Annotated in this window: 19 protein-coding genes; 10 read left to right on the plus strand and 9 right to left on the minus strand. The window is 72.1% G+C overall.

Going from position 1 to position 16,545, the window contains the following annotated elements; genetic code table 11:
- Positions 1-81: 81 nt before the first annotated feature.
- On the minus strand, positions 82-414 hold the full coding sequence (locus tag QP939_RS36190) for a DUF6292 family protein (protein ID WP_285450876.1): 333 nt from the start codon (positions 412-414) through the stop codon (positions 82-84).
- A 53-nt stretch (positions 415-467) separates the two neighbouring features.
- Between QP939_RS36190 and QP939_RS36195 the strand changes: the two genes are divergently transcribed.
- The 5 genes from QP939_RS36195 (at position 468) to QP939_RS36215 (ending at position 7,249) form a co-directional block, all read left to right on the plus strand.
- Positions 468-923, plus strand: coding sequence for a MarR family winged helix-turn-helix transcriptional regulator (locus tag QP939_RS36195; RefSeq protein WP_285450877.1), 456 nt, complete (start codon positions 468-470; stop codon positions 921-923).
- A 68-nt stretch (positions 924-991) separates the two neighbouring features.
- Complete coding sequence (locus QP939_RS36200) at positions 992-3,370, plus strand: molybdopterin oxidoreductase family protein (RefSeq protein ID WP_285450879.1); 2,379 nt, start codon at positions 992-994, stop codon at positions 3,368-3,370.
- Entirely contained in the window at positions 3,367-3,849 is a 483-nt protein-coding gene (locus QP939_RS36205; RefSeq protein ID WP_285450880.1) for a hypothetical protein, read from the plus strand. The genes QP939_RS36200 and QP939_RS36205 overlap by 4 nt, the downstream gene beginning before the upstream one ends.
- A 191-nt stretch (positions 3,850-4,040) precedes the next feature.
- The gene (locus tag QP939_RS36210) at positions 4,041-5,678 is read left to right on the plus strand and encodes a GMC family oxidoreductase (protein WP_285450881.1); all 1,638 of its coding nucleotides are present in this window, start codon (positions 4,041-4,043) and stop codon (positions 5,676-5,678) included.
- The gene (locus tag QP939_RS36215; protein WP_285450882.1) at positions 5,675-7,249 is read left to right on the plus strand and encodes a succinic semialdehyde dehydrogenase; all 1,575 of its coding nucleotides are present in this window, start codon (positions 5,675-5,677) and stop codon (positions 7,247-7,249) included. The genes QP939_RS36210 and QP939_RS36215 overlap by 4 nt, the downstream gene beginning before the upstream one ends.
- A 1-nt stretch (position 7,250) precedes the next feature.
- Here QP939_RS36215 and QP939_RS36220 read toward each other — a convergent pair whose 3' ends face one another.
- A complete protein-coding gene (locus QP939_RS36220; protein ID WP_285450884.1) occupies positions 7,251-7,955 on the minus strand; it encodes a haloacid dehalogenase type II in 705 nt (234 codons plus the stop codon).
- Positions 7,956-8,029: 74 nt separating this feature from the next.
- Here QP939_RS36220 and QP939_RS36225 point away from each other — a divergent pair, with 74 nt between their 5' ends.
- Together QP939_RS36225 and QP939_RS36230 are read left to right on the plus strand one after the other, a co-directional pair.
- The gene (locus tag QP939_RS36225; RefSeq protein WP_414641840.1) at positions 8,030-8,566 is read left to right on the plus strand and encodes an RNA polymerase sigma factor; all 537 of its coding nucleotides are present in this window, start codon (positions 8,030-8,032) and stop codon (positions 8,564-8,566) included.
- A gap of 8 nt (positions 8,567-8,574) precedes the next feature.
- Positions 8,575-9,036 (plus strand): redoxin domain-containing protein, encoded by a 462-nt coding sequence (locus QP939_RS36230; protein ID WP_285450886.1) that lies wholly within the window; start codon positions 8,575-8,577, stop codon positions 9,034-9,036.
- Here QP939_RS36230 and QP939_RS36235 read toward each other — a convergent pair.
- The 7 genes from QP939_RS36235 to QP939_RS36265 form a co-directional block, all read right to left on the minus strand.
- Positions 9,010-10,458: a phospholipase D-like domain-containing protein gene (locus QP939_RS36235; RefSeq protein ID WP_285450887.1), complete on the minus strand. Its 1,449-nt coding sequence runs from the start codon at positions 10,456-10,458 to the stop codon at positions 9,010-9,012. The genes QP939_RS36230 and QP939_RS36235 overlap by 27 nt on opposite strands.
- A gap of 213 nt (positions 10,459-10,671) precedes the next feature.
- Complete coding sequence (locus QP939_RS36240; protein WP_285450889.1) at positions 10,672-11,160, minus strand: DUF4383 domain-containing protein; 489 nt, start codon at positions 11,158-11,160, stop codon at positions 10,672-10,674.
- A gap of 83 nt (positions 11,161-11,243) precedes the next feature.
- The gene (locus QP939_RS36245; RefSeq protein WP_285450890.1) at positions 11,244-11,924 is read right to left on the minus strand and encodes a DUF6766 family protein; all 681 of its coding nucleotides are present in this window, start codon (positions 11,922-11,924) and stop codon (positions 11,244-11,246) included.
- Positions 11,925-12,006: 82 nt separating this feature from the next.
- Complete coding sequence (locus QP939_RS36250) at positions 12,007-12,420, minus strand: hypothetical protein (protein WP_285450891.1); 414 nt, start codon at positions 12,418-12,420, stop codon at positions 12,007-12,009.
- Positions 12,421-12,601: 181 nt separating this feature from the next.
- On the minus strand, positions 12,602-13,060 hold the full coding sequence (locus QP939_RS36255) for an ATP-binding protein (RefSeq protein ID WP_285450892.1): 459 nt from the start codon (positions 13,058-13,060) through the stop codon (positions 12,602-12,604).
- Between the two features lie 141 nt (positions 13,061-13,201).
- Positions 13,202-13,567, minus strand: coding sequence for an STAS domain-containing protein (locus QP939_RS36260; RefSeq protein ID WP_285450893.1), 366 nt, complete (start codon positions 13,565-13,567; stop codon positions 13,202-13,204).
- 184 nt (positions 13,568-13,751) lie between these two features.
- Positions 13,752-14,888, minus strand: coding sequence for a serine hydrolase domain-containing protein (locus QP939_RS36265; RefSeq protein ID WP_285450895.1), 1,137 nt, complete (start codon positions 14,886-14,888; stop codon positions 13,752-13,754).
- A 180-nt stretch (positions 14,889-15,068) separates the two neighbouring features.
- On the opposite strand from QP939_RS36265, the gene QP939_RS36270 reads away from it, so the two are divergent.
- Genes QP939_RS36270 through QP939_RS36280 form a run of 3 tightly spaced genes read left to right on the plus strand, consistent with a single transcriptional unit; the run spans position 15,069 to position 16,545 of the window.
- The gene (locus QP939_RS36270; protein ID WP_285450896.1) at positions 15,069-15,458 is read left to right on the plus strand and encodes a hypothetical protein; all 390 of its coding nucleotides are present in this window, start codon (positions 15,069-15,071) and stop codon (positions 15,456-15,458) included.
- Entirely contained in the window at positions 15,455-16,159 is a 705-nt protein-coding gene (locus QP939_RS36275) for a WXG100 family type VII secretion target (protein WP_285450897.1), read from the plus strand. Before QP939_RS36270 ends, QP939_RS36275 begins: the two co-directional genes overlap by 4 nt.
- Before the next feature lie 14 nt (positions 16,160-16,173).
- Complete coding sequence (locus QP939_RS36280; RefSeq protein WP_285450898.1) at positions 16,174-16,545, plus strand: hypothetical protein; 372 nt, start codon at positions 16,174-16,176, stop codon at positions 16,543-16,545.

Consider the following 16,545-nt stretch of genomic DNA (forward strand, 5'->3'; position numbering starts at 1 on the left):
CAGAACTCCTCACCGTGCGTCGGGTGTGCGCTGGGGGTACCCGGCACCCCGGGCGGTACGCCGGGGCGTGCGGAAGATCCCCTATGTCGGGTCCGGTGACCGCAGGGCTTCGTGGATCCGCCGGGCCACCACCGCCGGGGCCGGGCGCCGGGGCGCGGGCCAGGCCGCGAGCACTTCCGGCGGCTCGCCGCGGTCGGGCTCCAGCGCCACGCACCACCCGGTGTCGCTGCTCCAGGCCGCCATCAGCAGCCGCCCGGGGTGGCGCGGGTCCTGCTGCGACAGCGCGATGTAGGCGGTCGACGGGTCACCCGGCTCGCTCCACGACGCCGCCGGTTCCACCCGCAGCAGCTCCGCGACCGCCTCGACGTAGTCGCGCAGTGCCGCGGCTTCACGGTGCCCGGGATCCGGTTTCACGGTCACCTCCCTCGAGGGTCGCTGTACCCGTTTTCCTCACCTACCATGCTTGCGTGACGCAAATTTCCGGTGGTGACGACGAGGCGGGGGCGGCGCTGGCCGTGCTGCGGGCGATGGTGGCGATCGCCGATTCGACCGTCGCGCACACCACCGAGCAGCTGACGCTGACCCAGTTCCGCGTGCTGCGGGTGGTCGCCGAGCGCACCCCGGTCACCATGGGCAAGGTCGCCGAAGAGCTGGCGGCGAACCCGTCGACCGTCACGCGGGCCTGCGACCGGCTCGCCGCGCTCGAGCTGCTGCAGAAGGCGCAGAACCCGTTGAACCGGCGGGAAACGCTGCTGGCGCCGACCGCGAAGGGGCGGCAGCTGGTCGACCGGGTCGACCACGAACGCCGCCGGGTCCTCACCGGAGTGCTCGACCGCCTCGACGGCGACGTACGGGCCGAAGTGCTCACGGCGTTCGCCCGGTTCGCCGATGCGGCGTCGCCGACATTTGCGCGAGGCAAATGACGTCCGTTTAGCGGATCCACGCCGGGGTATCCGGGCGTCGCCAGTCGCGACGATCGGGAGGTACGGCTGTGGCACAGCGTGACGGAATCACCCAGCCGTGGGGTACGCGGACGCCGTACGGACCCGGCGAGCCGTGGCCGGTCCGGGTGGACAGCCACCTCGCCGAGGGAGTACGGCCCGAGGACGTCGACCGGTGGGTCCGCAGCGCCGCCGTGCTGCACTCGAACGGCGACGGCCTCGACATCGCGGTCGCCGACGGCCGGATCGTGGGGGTGCGCGGCCGCGCCGACGACCGCGTCAACCACGGCCGGCTCGACCCGAAGGACCTCTTCGGCTGGCAGGCCAACGCCTCGCCCGACCGGCTGACCACCCCACTGGTCCGGCGCGACGGCGAACTCGTCGAGGCGAGCTGGGACGAGGCGATGGCGCTGGTCGTCGAGCGCAGCAAGGCCCTGCTGGACGAGCAGGGGCCGAGCGCGCTCGGCTTCTACACCAGCGGCCAGCTGTTCGCCGAGGAGTACTACACGCTGGCGGCGATCGCGCGCGGCGGCCTCGGCACCAACCACCTCGACGGCAACACGCGGCTCTGCACGGCGACCGCCGCGGCCGCGTTGAAGGAGACCTTCGGCTGCGACGGCCAGCCCGCGTCCTACACCGACGTCGACCACGCCGACGTGATCGCCCTCTTCGGGCACAACGCGGCGGAGACGCAGTCGGTGCTGTGGACCCGGGTGCTGGACCGGCTGGCCGGCCCGAACCCGCCGTCGCTGCTGTGCGTCGACCCGCGGGAGACGCCGGTGGCGCGGGCCGCGACGTTGCATTTGGCGCCGTTGCCCGGGACCAACCTGGCGCTGATGAACGGCTTGCTGCACGAGCTCATCGCCCACGACCGCGTCGACCACGACTACGTCGAGCGCCACACCGTCGGGTACGCCGACCTCGAAAAGATGGTCGCGGACTACCCGCCGGAGCGCGTCGCCGCGATCTGCGGGCTGTCCGCGGCCGAGATCCGGGAGGCGGCCGAGTTGCTCGGCTCGGCCGAGCGCCTGCTGTGCACCGTGCTGCAGGGGTTCTACCAGTCGCACCAGGCCGCGGCTGCGTCCGTGCAGGTCAACAACCTGGTGCTGCTCCGCGGCATGCTCGGCAAGCCGGGCGCGGGGGTGCTGCAGATGAACGGCCAGCCCACCGCCGAGAACACGCGCGAATGCGGCGCGGACGGCGACCTGACCGGGCTCCGCAACTGGGCCAACGACGCCCACGTCGCCGAGCTGGCGAAACTGTGGAACGTCGAGCAGAGCCAGATCCCGCACTACGGGCCGCCCACGCACCTCATGCAGATGCTGCGCTACGCCGAAAACGGCACCCTGCGGTTCCTGTGGGTGTCGGCCACCAACCCGGCGGTGTCGCTGCCGGAGCTGCGCCGGGTCCGGTCGATCCTGGCGCAGGAGCGGCTGTTCCTGGTCGTCCAGGACGCGTTCCGCACGGAAACAGCGGAGCTCGCCGACGTCGTGCTCCCGGCGGCGATCTGGGGCGAGAAGACCGGGACGTTCACCAACGCCGACCGCACGGTGCACCTGTCGGAGAAGGCCGTCGAGCCGCCGGGGCAGGCACGGCCGGACCTGGACATCCTGCTCGACTACGCCCGCCGCATGAACTTCCGCGGCCGGGACGGCGAGCCGTTCCCGCAGTGGCACGACGCGGAATCCGCGTTCGAGGCGTGGAAGCGCGCGTCGGCCGGGCGGCCGTGCGACTACTCGGGGCTCAGCTACGCGAAGCTGCGCGAGACGAGCGGCGTCCAGTGGCCGTGCCCGGAAGACCGGCCCGACGGAACGGAGCGGCTCTACACCGACGGGAAGTTCTTCGCCCAGCCGGATTATTGCGAGAGCTACGGCCGCGACCTGGTGACCGGGGCGCCGATGGAGCCGGACGAATACCGGGCGATGAACCCGGACGGCAAGGCGATGCTGAAGGCCGCGGAGTACGTCGAGCCGCACGAGCCGCCCGGCGAAGACCACCCGTTCGCCCTGATCACCGGCCGCACGATCCACCACTTCCACACCCGCACGAAGACCGCCCGCGCCCCGCAACTGCAGGCGGCCGCGCCGGAGTCGTGGGTGGAAGTGTCCGACACGGACGCGAAGCGCCTCGACCTGCACGAGGGGGACTGGGCGGAGATCAGCACCCCGCGCGGCCGGGTGCACGCGCGGGTGCGCGTGGGCGGCATCCGCGAGGGCGTGCTGTTCCTCCCGTTCCACTACGGCTACTTCGACACCGACCGCGACGACGACCGCGCGGCGAACGAGCTGACCCCGACGGACTGGGACCCGGTGTCCAAGCAGCCCTTGTTCAAAACGGCCGCGGCGGCGATCCGCCGTGCGGAACCCGCCCATCGGGAGGTGCCGTCGGCGGACCGCACCGACAACGGCGTCGAGGAGGAGCTGCGATGAAACTCGGGCTGGCGATCCGCGAACTGCACCGCTCGGAAGGCGGGCTGGCGAAGGACCTGGTGAAGCTCGCCGAGCGGCACGCCGTCGAGCACGAGGTCCATTACGTCGCTCTGGACTTGGCCCGCTGGTCTCGCGACCACGTCCGCGCGCTCGCCTCCGCGGGCCGCGCGTACGACGTCCAGCTGTCCGAGGAGGCGCCGTCGTCGTTCGGGCCGATGGCGGCGTTGCGGACGACGGTGGCGGAGTTGAGCGGACGCCGTCCCGAGCCGGGGTTGCTGTTGCTGGCCGACCTGCGTCGGTTGCATCGGGAGGTTGCCGGGGTTTCGCTGGACTGGGAGTTGCTGGCGCAGGGTGCCCAGGCGGTCAAGGACACGGACTTGCTCGAGGTGGCGAGCCGGTGTCACCCACAGACGCTGCGACAGCTGAAGTGGACCAACGCGATGTTGAAGGTGTTGTCCCCGCAGGTGCTGGCCAGCTGACGCCCGCACACCTGGTGGTCGTGAGTGGCGATTCGGGTTAGAACCCTAATTGCCACTCACGACCACCACCCGGCCCATGGGGTCCGGAGGCGCGTCTCGCCCGGCACCGTTGCGCAACCTGCCCTGCTCGCTATACCGTTGCCCGAACTAGAACAGGTTACAGTTTCGGGGCGACGGGCCGAGGAGCGGAAATGGCGAACAGGGCGCCGCGTGCGGACGAGGCCGACTACGTGGTCGTCGGGTCGGGGAGCTCGGGGGCCGCCATCGCGGGCCGGCTCGCCGAGTCGGGGGCCAGCGTCATCGTGCTCGAAGCCGGGCGGACCGATGAGAAGCTGCTGGTCAAGAAGCCGGGGCTGGTCGGGCCCATGCACGCCGTGCCGCAGCTGAAGAAGCCCTTCGACTGGGGGTTCTACACCGTTCCGCAGAAACACGTTCTAGATCGACGGATGCCGGTGCCGCGCGGGAAGGTCGTCGGCGGGTCCAGCTCCATCAACGGCATGGTCTACGTCCGCGGCAACCGCGCCAACTTCGACTCCTGGGCCGCCGAAGGCAACACCGGCTGGGACGCCGACAGCGTCAACGCCGCCTACAAGCGCATGGAGGACTTCGAGGACGGCGAGAACGCCTACCGCGGCGCCGGCGGCCCGATCCGGGTCACCCGCAACAAGATCCCGCAGGAAGGCGCCCTGCAGTTCGTCCAGGCCACCTCCGAGGCGATCGGCTGCAAGGTCCTCGACGACTACAACGCCGAATCCCAAGAGGGCGTCAGCCGGATGCAGCAGAACGCCGCCGACGGCCTGCGCTACAGCGCCTCCCGCGGCTACATCCACCACCTCGCGCCGCCGACCCTGCAGCTGCAGTCGCGGGTCATGGCGCGCAAGGTCGTCATCGAAAACGGCCGCGCGGTCGGCGTCGAGGTGACCGACGCCGACGGCACCCGGCGCACCGTCCGCGCCGGCAAGGAGGTCATCCTCTCGGCCGGGTTCGTCGGGTCCGCGCAGCTGCTCATGCTCTCGGGCATCGGGCACGCCGAGCACCTCAAGGAGCACGGCATCGACGTCGTCGCGGACCTGCCGGTCGGCGACAACCTGCACGACCACATGTTCCACGCCCTGACCTTCCACGTGACGTCGAGCCGGAACACCGGCAGGCCGTCCTACTTCGCGCGCGGCCTGGCCAGGGAGCTGGTGCGGCCCGGCACGACCTTCCTGGCGAACTCCGTCTTCGAGGCCGTCGCGTTCCTCAAGACGTCCCAAGCGGACGCGGTGCCCGACCTCCAGCTGCACCTGCTGCCGTGGGCCTACGTCTCGCCCAACCAGGACGCCCCGATCCGCCACGATGTCGACAAGCGGACCGCGCTCACCGTGCTCGTCACGCTGATCTACCCGAAGAGCCGCGGCACGCTGCGGCTGTCCTCGGCCGATCCCACGGCCGCGCCGCTCATCGACTTCGAGTACCTCTCCGACCCGGCCGACCTCGAAGTGCTCGGCGAAGGTTCTGAAATGGCGCGGGACATCTTCGCCTCGAAGGCCTTCAACGGCTCGGTCAAGGAGGAGATCCACCCCGGCGAGCACCTGCGCGGCCAGGAGCTGCGCGACGCGATCCTCAACCGCGCGACGTCGGTCTACCACGGCGTCGGCACCTGCCGGATGGGCGTCGACGAGCTGGCCGTCGTCGGCCCCGACCTCAAGGTCCGCGGCGTCGACGGCCTGCGCGTCTGCGACGCCTCGATCATGCCCTCGATCACCGGCGGCAACACCAACGCGCCCGCCATCATGATCGGCGAGATGGGGGCGCGGCTGGTCCTGGCCGAGGCAGGCCGGTCATGACCGTGACCCCGCTCGGCCTGACCCGCCCGGCGTCGGTGACCGGCGAGTTCCTCCGGCAGCTCGTCGCCAGGGTGCCGGGTTCCGCGGGCACGACCTGGCCGCTCACCGAGGTCTACACCGGCGAGACGCTCGTCGAGCTGCCCCAGTCGACGCCGTCCGACATCGAGGAGGCTTTCGCCACCGCGCGCGCGGCACAGCGGAAGTGGGCCGCGACCCCGCTCAAGCGGCGGCTGGCCGTGTTCAAGCGGGCGCACGCGCTGTTCGTCGACCGCGCGCGGACCACCGCCGACCTCATCCAGGTCGAAAGCGGCAAGAACCGGCGGATGGCCATCGAGGAGACCTGCGACCCCGCGATGGTGATGAGCCACTACCTCAAGCGGGCGGCCAAGCTCCTGGCCCCGGTACGGCGCGGCGGGCCGGTGCCGCTGCTCACGACGTCGACCGAGATCCGGCAGCCGAAGGGCGTCGTGGGCATCATCGCGCCGTGGAACTTCCCGTTCGCCACCGGCATTTCCGACGCCGTGCCCGCGCTGATGGCCGGCAACGCGGTCGTGCTCAAGCCGGACAACAAGACGGCGCTGTCCCCGCTCCACGGCATCCGGATGCTGGAGGAGGCGGGCCTGCCGGACGGGCTGTTCCAGGTCGTCTGCGGCGAAGGCCCGGACGTCGGCCCGACGCTGATCGACCACGCCGACTACGTGATGTTCACCGGCTCCACCGCCACCGGCAAGGTGATCGGCGAGCGCGCGGGCCGCAACCTCATCGGCTGCTGCCTCGAACTCGGCGGCAAGAACCCGATGATCGTGCTGCCCGACGCGAACCTCGGCGAAGCCGTGCAGGGCGCGGTCTTCGGCGCGTTCGGCAACACCGGCCAGATCTGCATGCACGTAGAGCGGATCTACCTGCCGGAGTCGCGCTACGACGAGTTCAAGGCCGCGTTCGTGGCCAAGGCCGCCGCGCTGGACGTCCGGGCCGCCTACGACTTCGGGCCCGACATGGGCTCGCTCGTCTCCGTCGACCACATGCGGCGCGTCAAGGAGCACGTCGACGACGCCGTCGCCAAGGGCGCGACCGTGCTGTGCGGCGGCAAGCCGCGCCCCGACCTCGGCCCGGCGTTCTTCGAGCCGACGATCCTCGAAGGCGTCACGAAGGACATGCTCTGCGGCGTCACCGAAACGTTCGGTCCGGTGGTCGCGCTGCACCGGTACGGCACGGTCGACGAAGCCGTCGCGCTGGCCAACGACACCGACTACGGCCTCAACGCCTCGGTCTGGGGCGGCGACGTCGGCGCCGCGTGCGCGGTCGCCGCGCGTTTGGAGTCCGGCAACGTGAACGTCAACGACATCCTCGCCACCGCGTTCGCCGCCAAGGGGACGCCGTCCGGCGGGGTCAAGAACTCCGGTGTCGGCGCCCGCCACGGTGACCAGGGCCTGCTCAAGTACACCGACGTGCAGAACCTGGCCGTGCTCAAGAAGCAGGTCATGGGCCCGCGGCCCGGCCAGAGCTACGAAAAGTACGTCGACGGCATGCTGTCCGGGCTGAAGCTGATGCGGAAGCTGCGGGTGCGGTAGCTCAGCAGCCGAGCACGTCCGCGAGCTCGGCGAAGTCGCGGACGTGCAGCGAATTCTCCGCGACCGGCGAGACGTCCTTCGGGGCATCGGCGCCGAACTCGTGCGGCCGTTCCACGTAGGCGGTGCGCAGCCCGCAGACGCGGGCGGCGGCGAGGTCGTCGTGGTGGGCGGCGACGAGCATGACCTCGGCCTCCGGCACGTCGAACACCGACGCGACGCCGTGGTACACCGCCGGTTCCGGCTTGTACTGCCGGAAGACCTCCGCCGACAGCAGGCAGTCCCACGGGAGCCCGCCGTGGTTGGCCAGCCGCGCCAGCAGCGCGAGGTGGCCGTTGGACAGCGTGCAGAGCAGGTACTTCGCCCGCAGCCGGGTGAGCCCGGCGACGACGTCCGGCCACGGGTCGAGGCGGTGCCACGCGTGGACCAGCCGCCGTCGCTGCTCTTCCCCGAGGTCCGGGATGTCGAAGCGGGGGAGCAGGTCGTCGAGGATCAGCCGGTGCAGGGCGTCGAGCTTCGTCCAGCCGAGCTCACCGGCGCGCACCCGCGCCAGCACCGGGGCGTACCCGGCGCGCCAGGCCCTCGCGAACTCGGCGGCGTCGACCGGCAGGCCCTCGGCGGCCACCGCCGCGGTGATGCCGGAGTGCCAGTCGGCCACCGTGCCGAAGACGTCGAACGCGAGGATCCGTACCGCTGCCGGGTCGTCCATGCGCCCGAGCGTAGTGCGGGGTGAATCCTTTCGCCGCGGTGAACGCTCTTATCCGGTGTGGTCGAAAATGACGCATGGAGGTGGCAGTGACCGGCTGGGTGAGTGAGCGGCTCGTGGTGGCCGCGCAAGGGGGTGATCCGGAGTCGATCACGGCGGTGGTGCACGGGGCGCACCCGCACGTGCGGCGCTTCGCCGAGCACCTGTGCGCGTCCCCGCAGGACGCCGAGGACGCGGCGCAGGAGGCGTTGCTCGTCCTGTACCGCAAGATCGGTTCCCTGCGCGCGACCGCCGCGCTGGCGTCCTGGATGTTCCGGATCGTCCGCAACGAGTGCCTGCGCCGCGCCCGGCGCCGGTTCGACCAGGCCGACGACGCCGCGGGACTGGTGGCTTCGGCCGAGGACGAAGTGCTCCAGCGGCTGGAAGCCGAGCGCGTCGCGCTGGCGATCGCGGCGCTGCCGGACGTCCAGCGCCGCGTGCTGATCATGCGTGACGTGCTGGGCAGGCCGGGGCGCGCGGTCGCCGACGAGCTCGGCCTGAGCACCGCGGCGATGAAGTCCCAGCTGCACCGGGCCCGCACCGCGGTCCGGCGCCACCTCCACCCCACCGACTAGGAGTTCCCGTGCTCGAACCCGGATCCCCGGCACCCCGGCTGGTGCTGGAAGACACCGAGGGCAACCCCGTCCGCCTCACCGGCCACGCGGCGCTGGTCTACTTCGCGCGGTCGACGACGTGCCCGGTCTGCGCGCGGCACGTCCGCGACCTCGCCGAGCACCGCGAGCGGTTCGAAACCGCCGGCGTCCGCGTCTACATCGCCGTCCCCGAGGACCGGGTGACCGCGGCCGCGTGGCGGGCGAAGCGCGGAATCCCGTTCCCGGTCCTCACCAGCCCCGAGGGCACCCCGCACGAGGTCGTCGGCCTGACGCGCAAGGTCTTCGGGTCGATGCAGCAGTCCGGCAGCGTGCTCGTCGACGCGCGGGGCGTCGTCCGGCACGCCCACGGCGCGACCCTGCCGACCGCGAGCTACGACCGGGACGGGATCTTCGCGGCGCTGGAGTCAGCCGTCCACCAGAAGTCCGCGTAGCGGGCCCTGCAGCCGGGCGGCGCGGCGGGAGGCGCCGGGGAGCAGCACGAGCCGGTGGGTGCGGCGCTCGCCCCGGCGTTCCCGCTCAGCCTGCTCCTCGGCGAGGGGGCGCCAGAGGTCGTCGACGACGTCCGCCGGGTCGGCGGTCGCCAGCTCCGCCACCGGACGGCCGAGGTGCTCGGCCCACAGGCGCAGCCGCGTGCTCCGGGCCACCTCGGGGTCGTCCGTCGCGATGTTGACCTCGGTGTCGTTGAACAGCGAGTGCTCGTTGAGGTTCGCCGACCCGACGGTCAGCCACTCGTCGTCCACGATGCCGAGCTTCGCGTGCACGTAGACCGGGGCGTCGGCGGCGCCGTCGTGCGCGCTGATCGTGGTGGCGAGCAGGCGGCCGCCGCCGTCGTCCGCGGCGAGCAGCCTGCCGAGCTGGCCGCGCGTGGTGTCGGAGCCGTTGCTGGGCTTGCGCGGCAGCAGCAGGACCACGCGGAAGCGGTCGTCGGGCGGGTCGGCCAGCTTGGCCAGCAGCACCTCGGCGATCTCCGGTGACCAGAGGAACTGGTTCTCCAGGTAGACGAGCCGCCGCGCCGAGCGCAGGGCCCGCAGGTAGCCGTCGAGGACGGTGAACTCGCCCCGGGGCGCGAAGTCGTAGGTGCCGTCGGGGATCGTCCGCAGCACCTGCACCCGGCTGCCGCCGGCGGGTGCGGGCACGGCGGGCGGCGCGAGGTCTTCCCCGGCCACCTCGGTCCACCGCCGCCGGAAGTGGTCGGCGACATCGGCGACGACGGGCCCGTCGAGCCGGGCGGCGAGATCGTGCCACCCGATCGCCCGCGGCGGGTGGTCCGGGCTGTCGTGCCGATCGCCTTCCAGCGCGGTGAAGTCCACGCCGCCGACGAACGCGACGGCGTCGTCGGCCACCACGAGCTTTTCGTGGTGGCAGTGCAGGGTCCGTTCCCGGGAGTCCAGCACGCACCGGACTCCGGTGCCCTCGGTGAACTTCCGCTGTTCGGCGCGGGCGAGCCCCCGCGTGGGCTGGAAGGCGGGCACGGGCGGCCCGGCCCACAGCAGCACCCGCACGTCGACCCCGCGCGCGGCGGTCTCGGCGAGCAGCTCCCGCAGGGTGGGCGCGCCGGGCTCCCGCGTCATGCGGAAGTCGGCGCTGGCGTGCCAGTTGGCGATGTGGACGTGCGACCGCGCGTGCCGGATGGCGTCGGCGATCGCGGGCAGCGATTCTTCACCGTCGACGAGCACGGAGACGCGGTTGCCGTCGCGAACCGGCGCCCGGCCGCCGAAGCGGTCTTCGGCTCCGCCCGGTTCGAGCACGTGCCCCCAGCCGAGCCCGCGCAACCGCCGTTCGTGGTGCGCGCAGAGGATGCGCTCGAGCCCGTCGCCCAGTCGCTCGTCGAGCTTGTCGAGGATTCTTTTCACGTTTCCATGGCACTACAGATCGGGGGAGTTCGCCGTGCGGTGGCGGTTGTTTTCGTGGGACAGCCGGAAACCTGCGGTGGTCGGTGAGTGATGCGCGCCGCGCGGGCGAGGGGCGTCGACCGGGCCGGGCAGGAGCGCGCCGCGAGTAGTCGGGCGCGATGTTCGGCACGGCGGCGGGCAACCTCCCGTGCCCGCCGCCGAAGCCCTGCCTCCCTACCCGAGACCCGGTCCTCGGGCCGCCTCGACACCGCCCGTCGAGCGACGCGCTCCTCGGGCCGTCAGGAGGCCGAGGGCGATCATCCCGACGCCCAGGCCCAGGTGCAGCCAGTTGTCCGCGTTGTTGAGCGGCACGAAGTTGGCGTCGCTGCCGTGGTCGATGACCAGCCCGTACACCCACAGCACCAGGTAGACCACGCCGCCGCCGATGAGGAAGCCCCGCGCTCCGCCCGGGGTGCGCGCCGCCGCCAGGCCCACGATGCCGAAGAGCAGGTGGACGATGTTGTGCAGGATCGACACCATGAAGACGCCGAGCAGCATCGCCGTCGAGTCGGGCCCCGCGAAGCCCAGCCCGTCGTAGTCGGTGGTGACGCCGGGGATGAAGCCGAGGACCCCGACCAGGAGGAACACGGCCGCGACGACCATCGCGGCGAGCTGGGCGGCCGTGCGCCCGGCGGAGGTGGGCAAAGGAGTGCCTGTCGCCATGATTTCCTCTCCCGTGAGGGTCGTCGGGACCCTCACACCGGTGGCGGCATACCCCCTCGCCCGGGCCCTAACCCACCGTGCCCTCAGCCCGATTCGTCCGTGACGCCGTGTTCGGCGCCGACCGGCTTCGACTCGGGGGAGCCGCGCTGGCGGAGGTAGACGCTGAACACCGCCATCGAGCCGATGGCGAGGAACTCGGACTGCCAGTTCTGCAGCGTCCGGTTCCAGAAGTCGGCCGACACCAGGTACCCGCCCCAGGACACCGGGCTGCCGAACTCGCTCAGCTGCTCCGCGTTGTACGCGCTGACCCCGGCGATCGACTGGGCGAGCCACGACAGCGCGAAGAGCCCGGCCATGACCAGGCCGAGCGACTTGGCGAACACCGCCGTCCGCCAGCCGCCCGCCCGCGCCCACCGGGGCGAACCGCGGTGCAAGTGCTTGCCGAGCAGCTGGTCGCGGTCGCTTCCCCGGCCGACCCGGCTCAGCGGTTTCGACTCGGGCGAGCCGCGCTGGATCAGCCAGACCGTGGCGAACACGTAGAGGAAGAACTGCAGGTACTCCGACTGCCAGTTTTCGGCGACGTCGACGGCGAACGACGACGACGTCAGGTAGTCCGCCAGTCCGACGGTCTGGCTGCCGCGGGCCAGCTGCCGGTCGTTGAAGTCGGCGAGGCCCGCGAAGGCCTGGCCGACGAGGCTGGCCAGGAACAGCGCGCCGAAGCCGAGGGAAAGGCCGTTGTCCCGCAGGAACGTCCGCGTGCTCATCGGCCCAGCGCCCCGATCACGACGAAGTACGCCAGCCCGGCCAGGATGAGGACCAGGTAGACGGTGAACACCGGCCGGGCCTTCACCGGCCACCGACCGAGCAGTCGTACACCTGGTCGTTGCGCGGGTGGCACCCGGCGCCGGTGACGCGCCAGCCGTCCGGGAAGTCGTGCAGGAACAGCGTGTCGGCCGCCGAGCGGGCCTGTGCTTCGTCACCCCAGGCGGCGGCGGACTCGATCGGGGCGTGCGGGAAGGCCGCCAGAACCGGCCCGCACCCCTGCGGACCCACGGCGTCGCGCGCCCGCGGCGCGAGCAACGCGCAAACCTCGTCGGCGGCTCCGCGCTCGGCCGCGGTGACGAACCGCCTCGCGGCCGCCTCGGCGTCCGGGGCGTCGGCGGCACCGCAGCCGGCCACCGCGGCCAGTGCCGCGACGGCGGCGAACCCGCCGATGATCTTGCGCACGATCACCGGGTACCCGGCGCGGAACCGGTTCACACATCCGCGCGCACGGACACGGCGTGCTCCGAGGGGGAGGGAGAGCACGCCGTGTCCTGGTTTGCAACGGTACGCCATCGGTTGGCGTTCGGGAGCGAAGTCACCCTTTCGCACGAAACTCGGGTGGAAAGGTGAATGTGCATCGATTGCCGATCGGTCTGCCCGGGTCCGAAGAGGACAGTCAGCGCGAGCGGCCCGCCCCGTTGTCGTCGCGCGAAGGCGTGCACGCGAGCCCGGACTCCGCGCAGCCGAGCGTGCCCCACACGACCTTGCCGTCGTCGTGGTGGCTCACGCCCCACGCGGAGCAGATCCGGTCCACCAGGAGCAGGCCGCGCCCGCCCCGGGGGTCGGGCGTGCGCATCCGGGGTGCGCCCGAGCCGCTGTCGGCGACCGCGACGGTGATCTCGCAGGGGTCGTGCCGCCGGAGCAGGCGCAGCTGGACCGGGCCGCCGGCGTGGCGGTAGGCGTTGTCGAGCAGTTCGGAGACCACCAGGAGGGCGTCGATCCGGTGTGCTTCGCCGAGGGTCGCGAGCTCGTCCTCGGCCCAGTGCCGCGCGGCCGCCAGACCCGCCAGGCCGATGCTGGCCGCGGTCCAGTGCTGCCACCCGGCCCGGTCGTCGCCATCCCAGGTCACCGGCACGGTCCGACTCCTCCCGACCGTTCGCCGCCGGCGCGGAACCGCCGGGGCGTGATCGTCTCCGGAGTGCGGATACCCGGGTTCGCGACTCTTACCCACACCGTCCGTCCCCGTTCCGCCACCGCGCGAAAGGAGGCGGCCCGCCTACGCCCGCCCACCGGGGCCGAGGGCGGCCCGGGCCGCCGCCAGGTCGGGGAGGATCCGCAGGACGTCGGCGAGTCCCAGCAGCGCGATCGGCCTGGTGATGGCGCGCTGCTCGGTCACGACGAGGAACTTCGTGCCCGCCGCCTCGGCGGCCGTGTGGCCGCGGATCAGCGCGGTCAGGCCGCTGGAGTCGCAGAAGGTCACCGCGGAGAGGTCGACGACCACGTGCCGTCCGGTGGCGACGGCGGCGGCCAGCTGGTCGGAGAGCCGGGCGCTGACCGCGGAGTCGATTTCGCCGACCGCGCTGACCAGCGTTTCGGTGGCGGTGGACGTGATCTCGATGGCGAAGTCGGGCGGTGCCGTCAACGGGGACCTCCTCCGGGGCGGGTTCGCCGTCAGGGACGCACGGCGAGGCCACGGCCGGGTCTCCACCGTGCGGTCCCCCGAAGGTAACAGCCGCGCCCGGCCGCGGCAGCGTGGTGGCTCAGCCGCGCCAGGCCGCGGCGGTGGCGTCCCGCATGGCGTCGATCGTCGCCCGCCCCGCCGGACGTCACCGGCAGAACGCGGTGTCCACAGTGGCCACCACGGCTTCGGCCGCCTTGCCGGCGTCGCCGAAGGTGCCGGGCAGGGCGGTCACCGCGAGCCCGACGGACCGGCCGTCCTCCGTGGCGCCGCCGCGGGTCTCGAACCCCTGGATGTCCCCGCCGTGGCCCCAGTACGCGCCGCCGCAGCTGAGCGGGACGCGGAACAGGCCCAGGCCGTACCGCCAGCCGGGCATCAAGGGCGCGTCGACCGTCTTGCGCATCTCCGCCAGCTGCGGTGGCGGGAGCAGCTTGCCGTCGAGCAGGGCGCGGTCGAACCGCGCGAGGTCGCCCGGTGTCGAGATCAGCTGACCGGCCGCGCCGCCCCAGGACGGGTCCATCTCCGTCGCGTCGACGACGTCGCCGGCGGCGGCGCCGCCGATGGCGTACCCCAGCGGGTGCGGGCCCTGGATCGTCTGGTCGCCGGGCTGCGGCCAGTACGTGTCCCGCAGCCCCGCCTTCCGGATCACGCGCTCGGTGATCTGCTCCTGCACCGGACGGCCGGTCACGCGCTCGACGAGCAGGCCGGCGAGGAGGTAGTTCGTGTTGCTGTACTCCCACCGGGTGCCGGGCGGGAACTTCGCCGGGTGCGCCAGCGCGGCGGCGAGCAGGTCGTGCGGCTGGAAGAACCGGTGCCGGATCTTCGTGAAGTCGTCGAGCCCGAGGTATTCGGTGTAGTTCGGCAGGCCGCTGGTGTGCTGCAGCAGCTGCCGGACGGTGATCGCCCCGGCGTCGACGCCTTCGCCGCGCACGAGCCCGGGCAGGTACCGCTCGATGGGCGCGTCCAGCTCGACCGCGCCCTCGGCGACCAGCTGCAGGACCACGACGGCGGTGAAGGTCTTCGTGTTGCTGCCCGCCCGGACCCGGCCGTCGCGCGGGACCGGAACCTGCTGCCCGAGCCGCGCCGACCCGGCGACCAGCGTCGTCGTGCGGCCCGCCCGGCTCACGGTGGCGAGCGCGGCGGGGAACTTTTCCTGCTGTACCAAGGCATCGAGGCTCCGCTGGAGGGCGGGGTCGCCGGGCGGGCTCGCCACGGCGCCGGACACGGCGGCCCCCGTCAGCCCCGCGACGGTCAGGGTGACCACCACCGATTTCGCTGTCCGCATCAGGTTTCTCCTCGTTCGACCGGATCGATACGTCGAATCGTGGCGGAATCCGTCGCGAAGATCGGTAGCGCTGCCCACCGGATTCGCGGTGGTGCCTGCGCTACCGGGGTTTTCCCGGAGGGGACCGGAACCGGAGGCCGGTGCGCGGCGTCGGAGTAGCCGACCGAAGGGGAGAGGGAAATGTCGGGATTCGCCGTGGAACCGGAAAAGCTCGTCGCCTACGCGGAACTGCTCAGCCGCAACGCCGGGTACCTGCCGCACTTCGCCCAGCACCTGGACGACCACGCCAAGCGCACGGACGGGATGCAGGGGGTCCTGTCCGACGTCGCCGCCGGCTGCGTCAAGGCGGCCGAATGGCAGACCGGCGCCGGTGGGCGGCCCGGCTTGCTCGGCGTGATGCAGCAGCGGCTCGCCGACACGGCGAAGGCACTGGCCGACGCCGCCGCGCAGTACACCGCCGAAGACCGCAAGCGCGCCGCCGACCTCGACAAGACCTACCCCGACGGGTCCGCGCCGCCCCGCACGCGCCCGGGCCACGAGGAGCGGCTGACCGCGGGGGAGCCGCGATGACCACCGCCTTCGCCGACCGCAAGCACCCGCTGGGCAGGCTCAACCCGCCCGACCCGGAAGACAGCAAGAAGTACGGCAACGCCGAGGAGGCCATCCGCGGCGCGTTCGGCGACTTCGCCTGGGTCGACAAGCTCCTGGACGAGGTGTTCGACTTCAGCGTCGCCGGGCTGCTCGTCGACGCCATCGGGGTCGACTACGGGCAGCTGAAGGTGATCGCGGACGTCTGGAACGACGTCCGCTGGGCGACCGCCGACCTGCGCGAGAACCTGATGGCCGGGTACGCGGACCTGGATCCGCACTGGCAGGGCAACGCGGCCGACGCGTTCGGGGTGTACCTGCGGAACTGGTACGACGCCTGCCACGAGCAGGAGGCGGCCTGCGACAAGATCCGCGACCAGCTCTACGACATGTCGGACATGCTCGACCAGTTCGTGCAGACGCTGTGCTCGGTGATCGGGTTCGTCATCGACCTGCTCGAGTTCCCCGGCATCGCGCCGCTGAAGATCGCCATGAACTTCAAGGAAATGCTGGACACCATCAAGCGCGTCAAGGCGCTCGCGGACACGCTGATCGACGGCACGCAGGCGGTCACCGGCATCCTCATCTGGTTCCGCGACCACGACGCGACGCAGACCATTCCGCAGGTGAACGTCACCCCGCCGGCGAAGCCGTACGGCGGTCCGGAAAACCCGGGCGTCTGAGGGGAGCCAGGACGATGGACCAGAGCATGCAGGCCGTGCAGAAGCGCTTCACCACCGCGGCGGCCGACTTCGGCACCCGCCTGCGGGAGGCCAAGGATCGCCTCGCCGAAGCCCGGCGGAACGTGGAGAACCCGTCCTCGGCGTTGCAGGAGTACGCGGCCGAGCAGTTCCGCACCGGCCAGGCCGGGCCCGAGCTGCGGGCGATCCAGCAGGCGGTGGACAACGGCACGGCGAGCTGGCCGGACCTGATGCGCGGCCACGGCGATCCGGCACTGGTCGCGCTGGTTCGGGGCCGGGGCGCGACGATCGTCGAGGCCTGCCGCCGGATCGTCGACCAGCACCGCGGCGACCCGGACACGCGGACGTTCACCTCGACCGCTTGGTGA

Source organism: Amycolatopsis nalaikhensis (genome assembly GCF_030264295.1).
Taxonomy (GTDB): domain Bacteria; phylum Actinomycetota; class Actinomycetes; order Mycobacteriales; family Pseudonocardiaceae; genus Amycolatopsis; species Amycolatopsis nalaikhensis.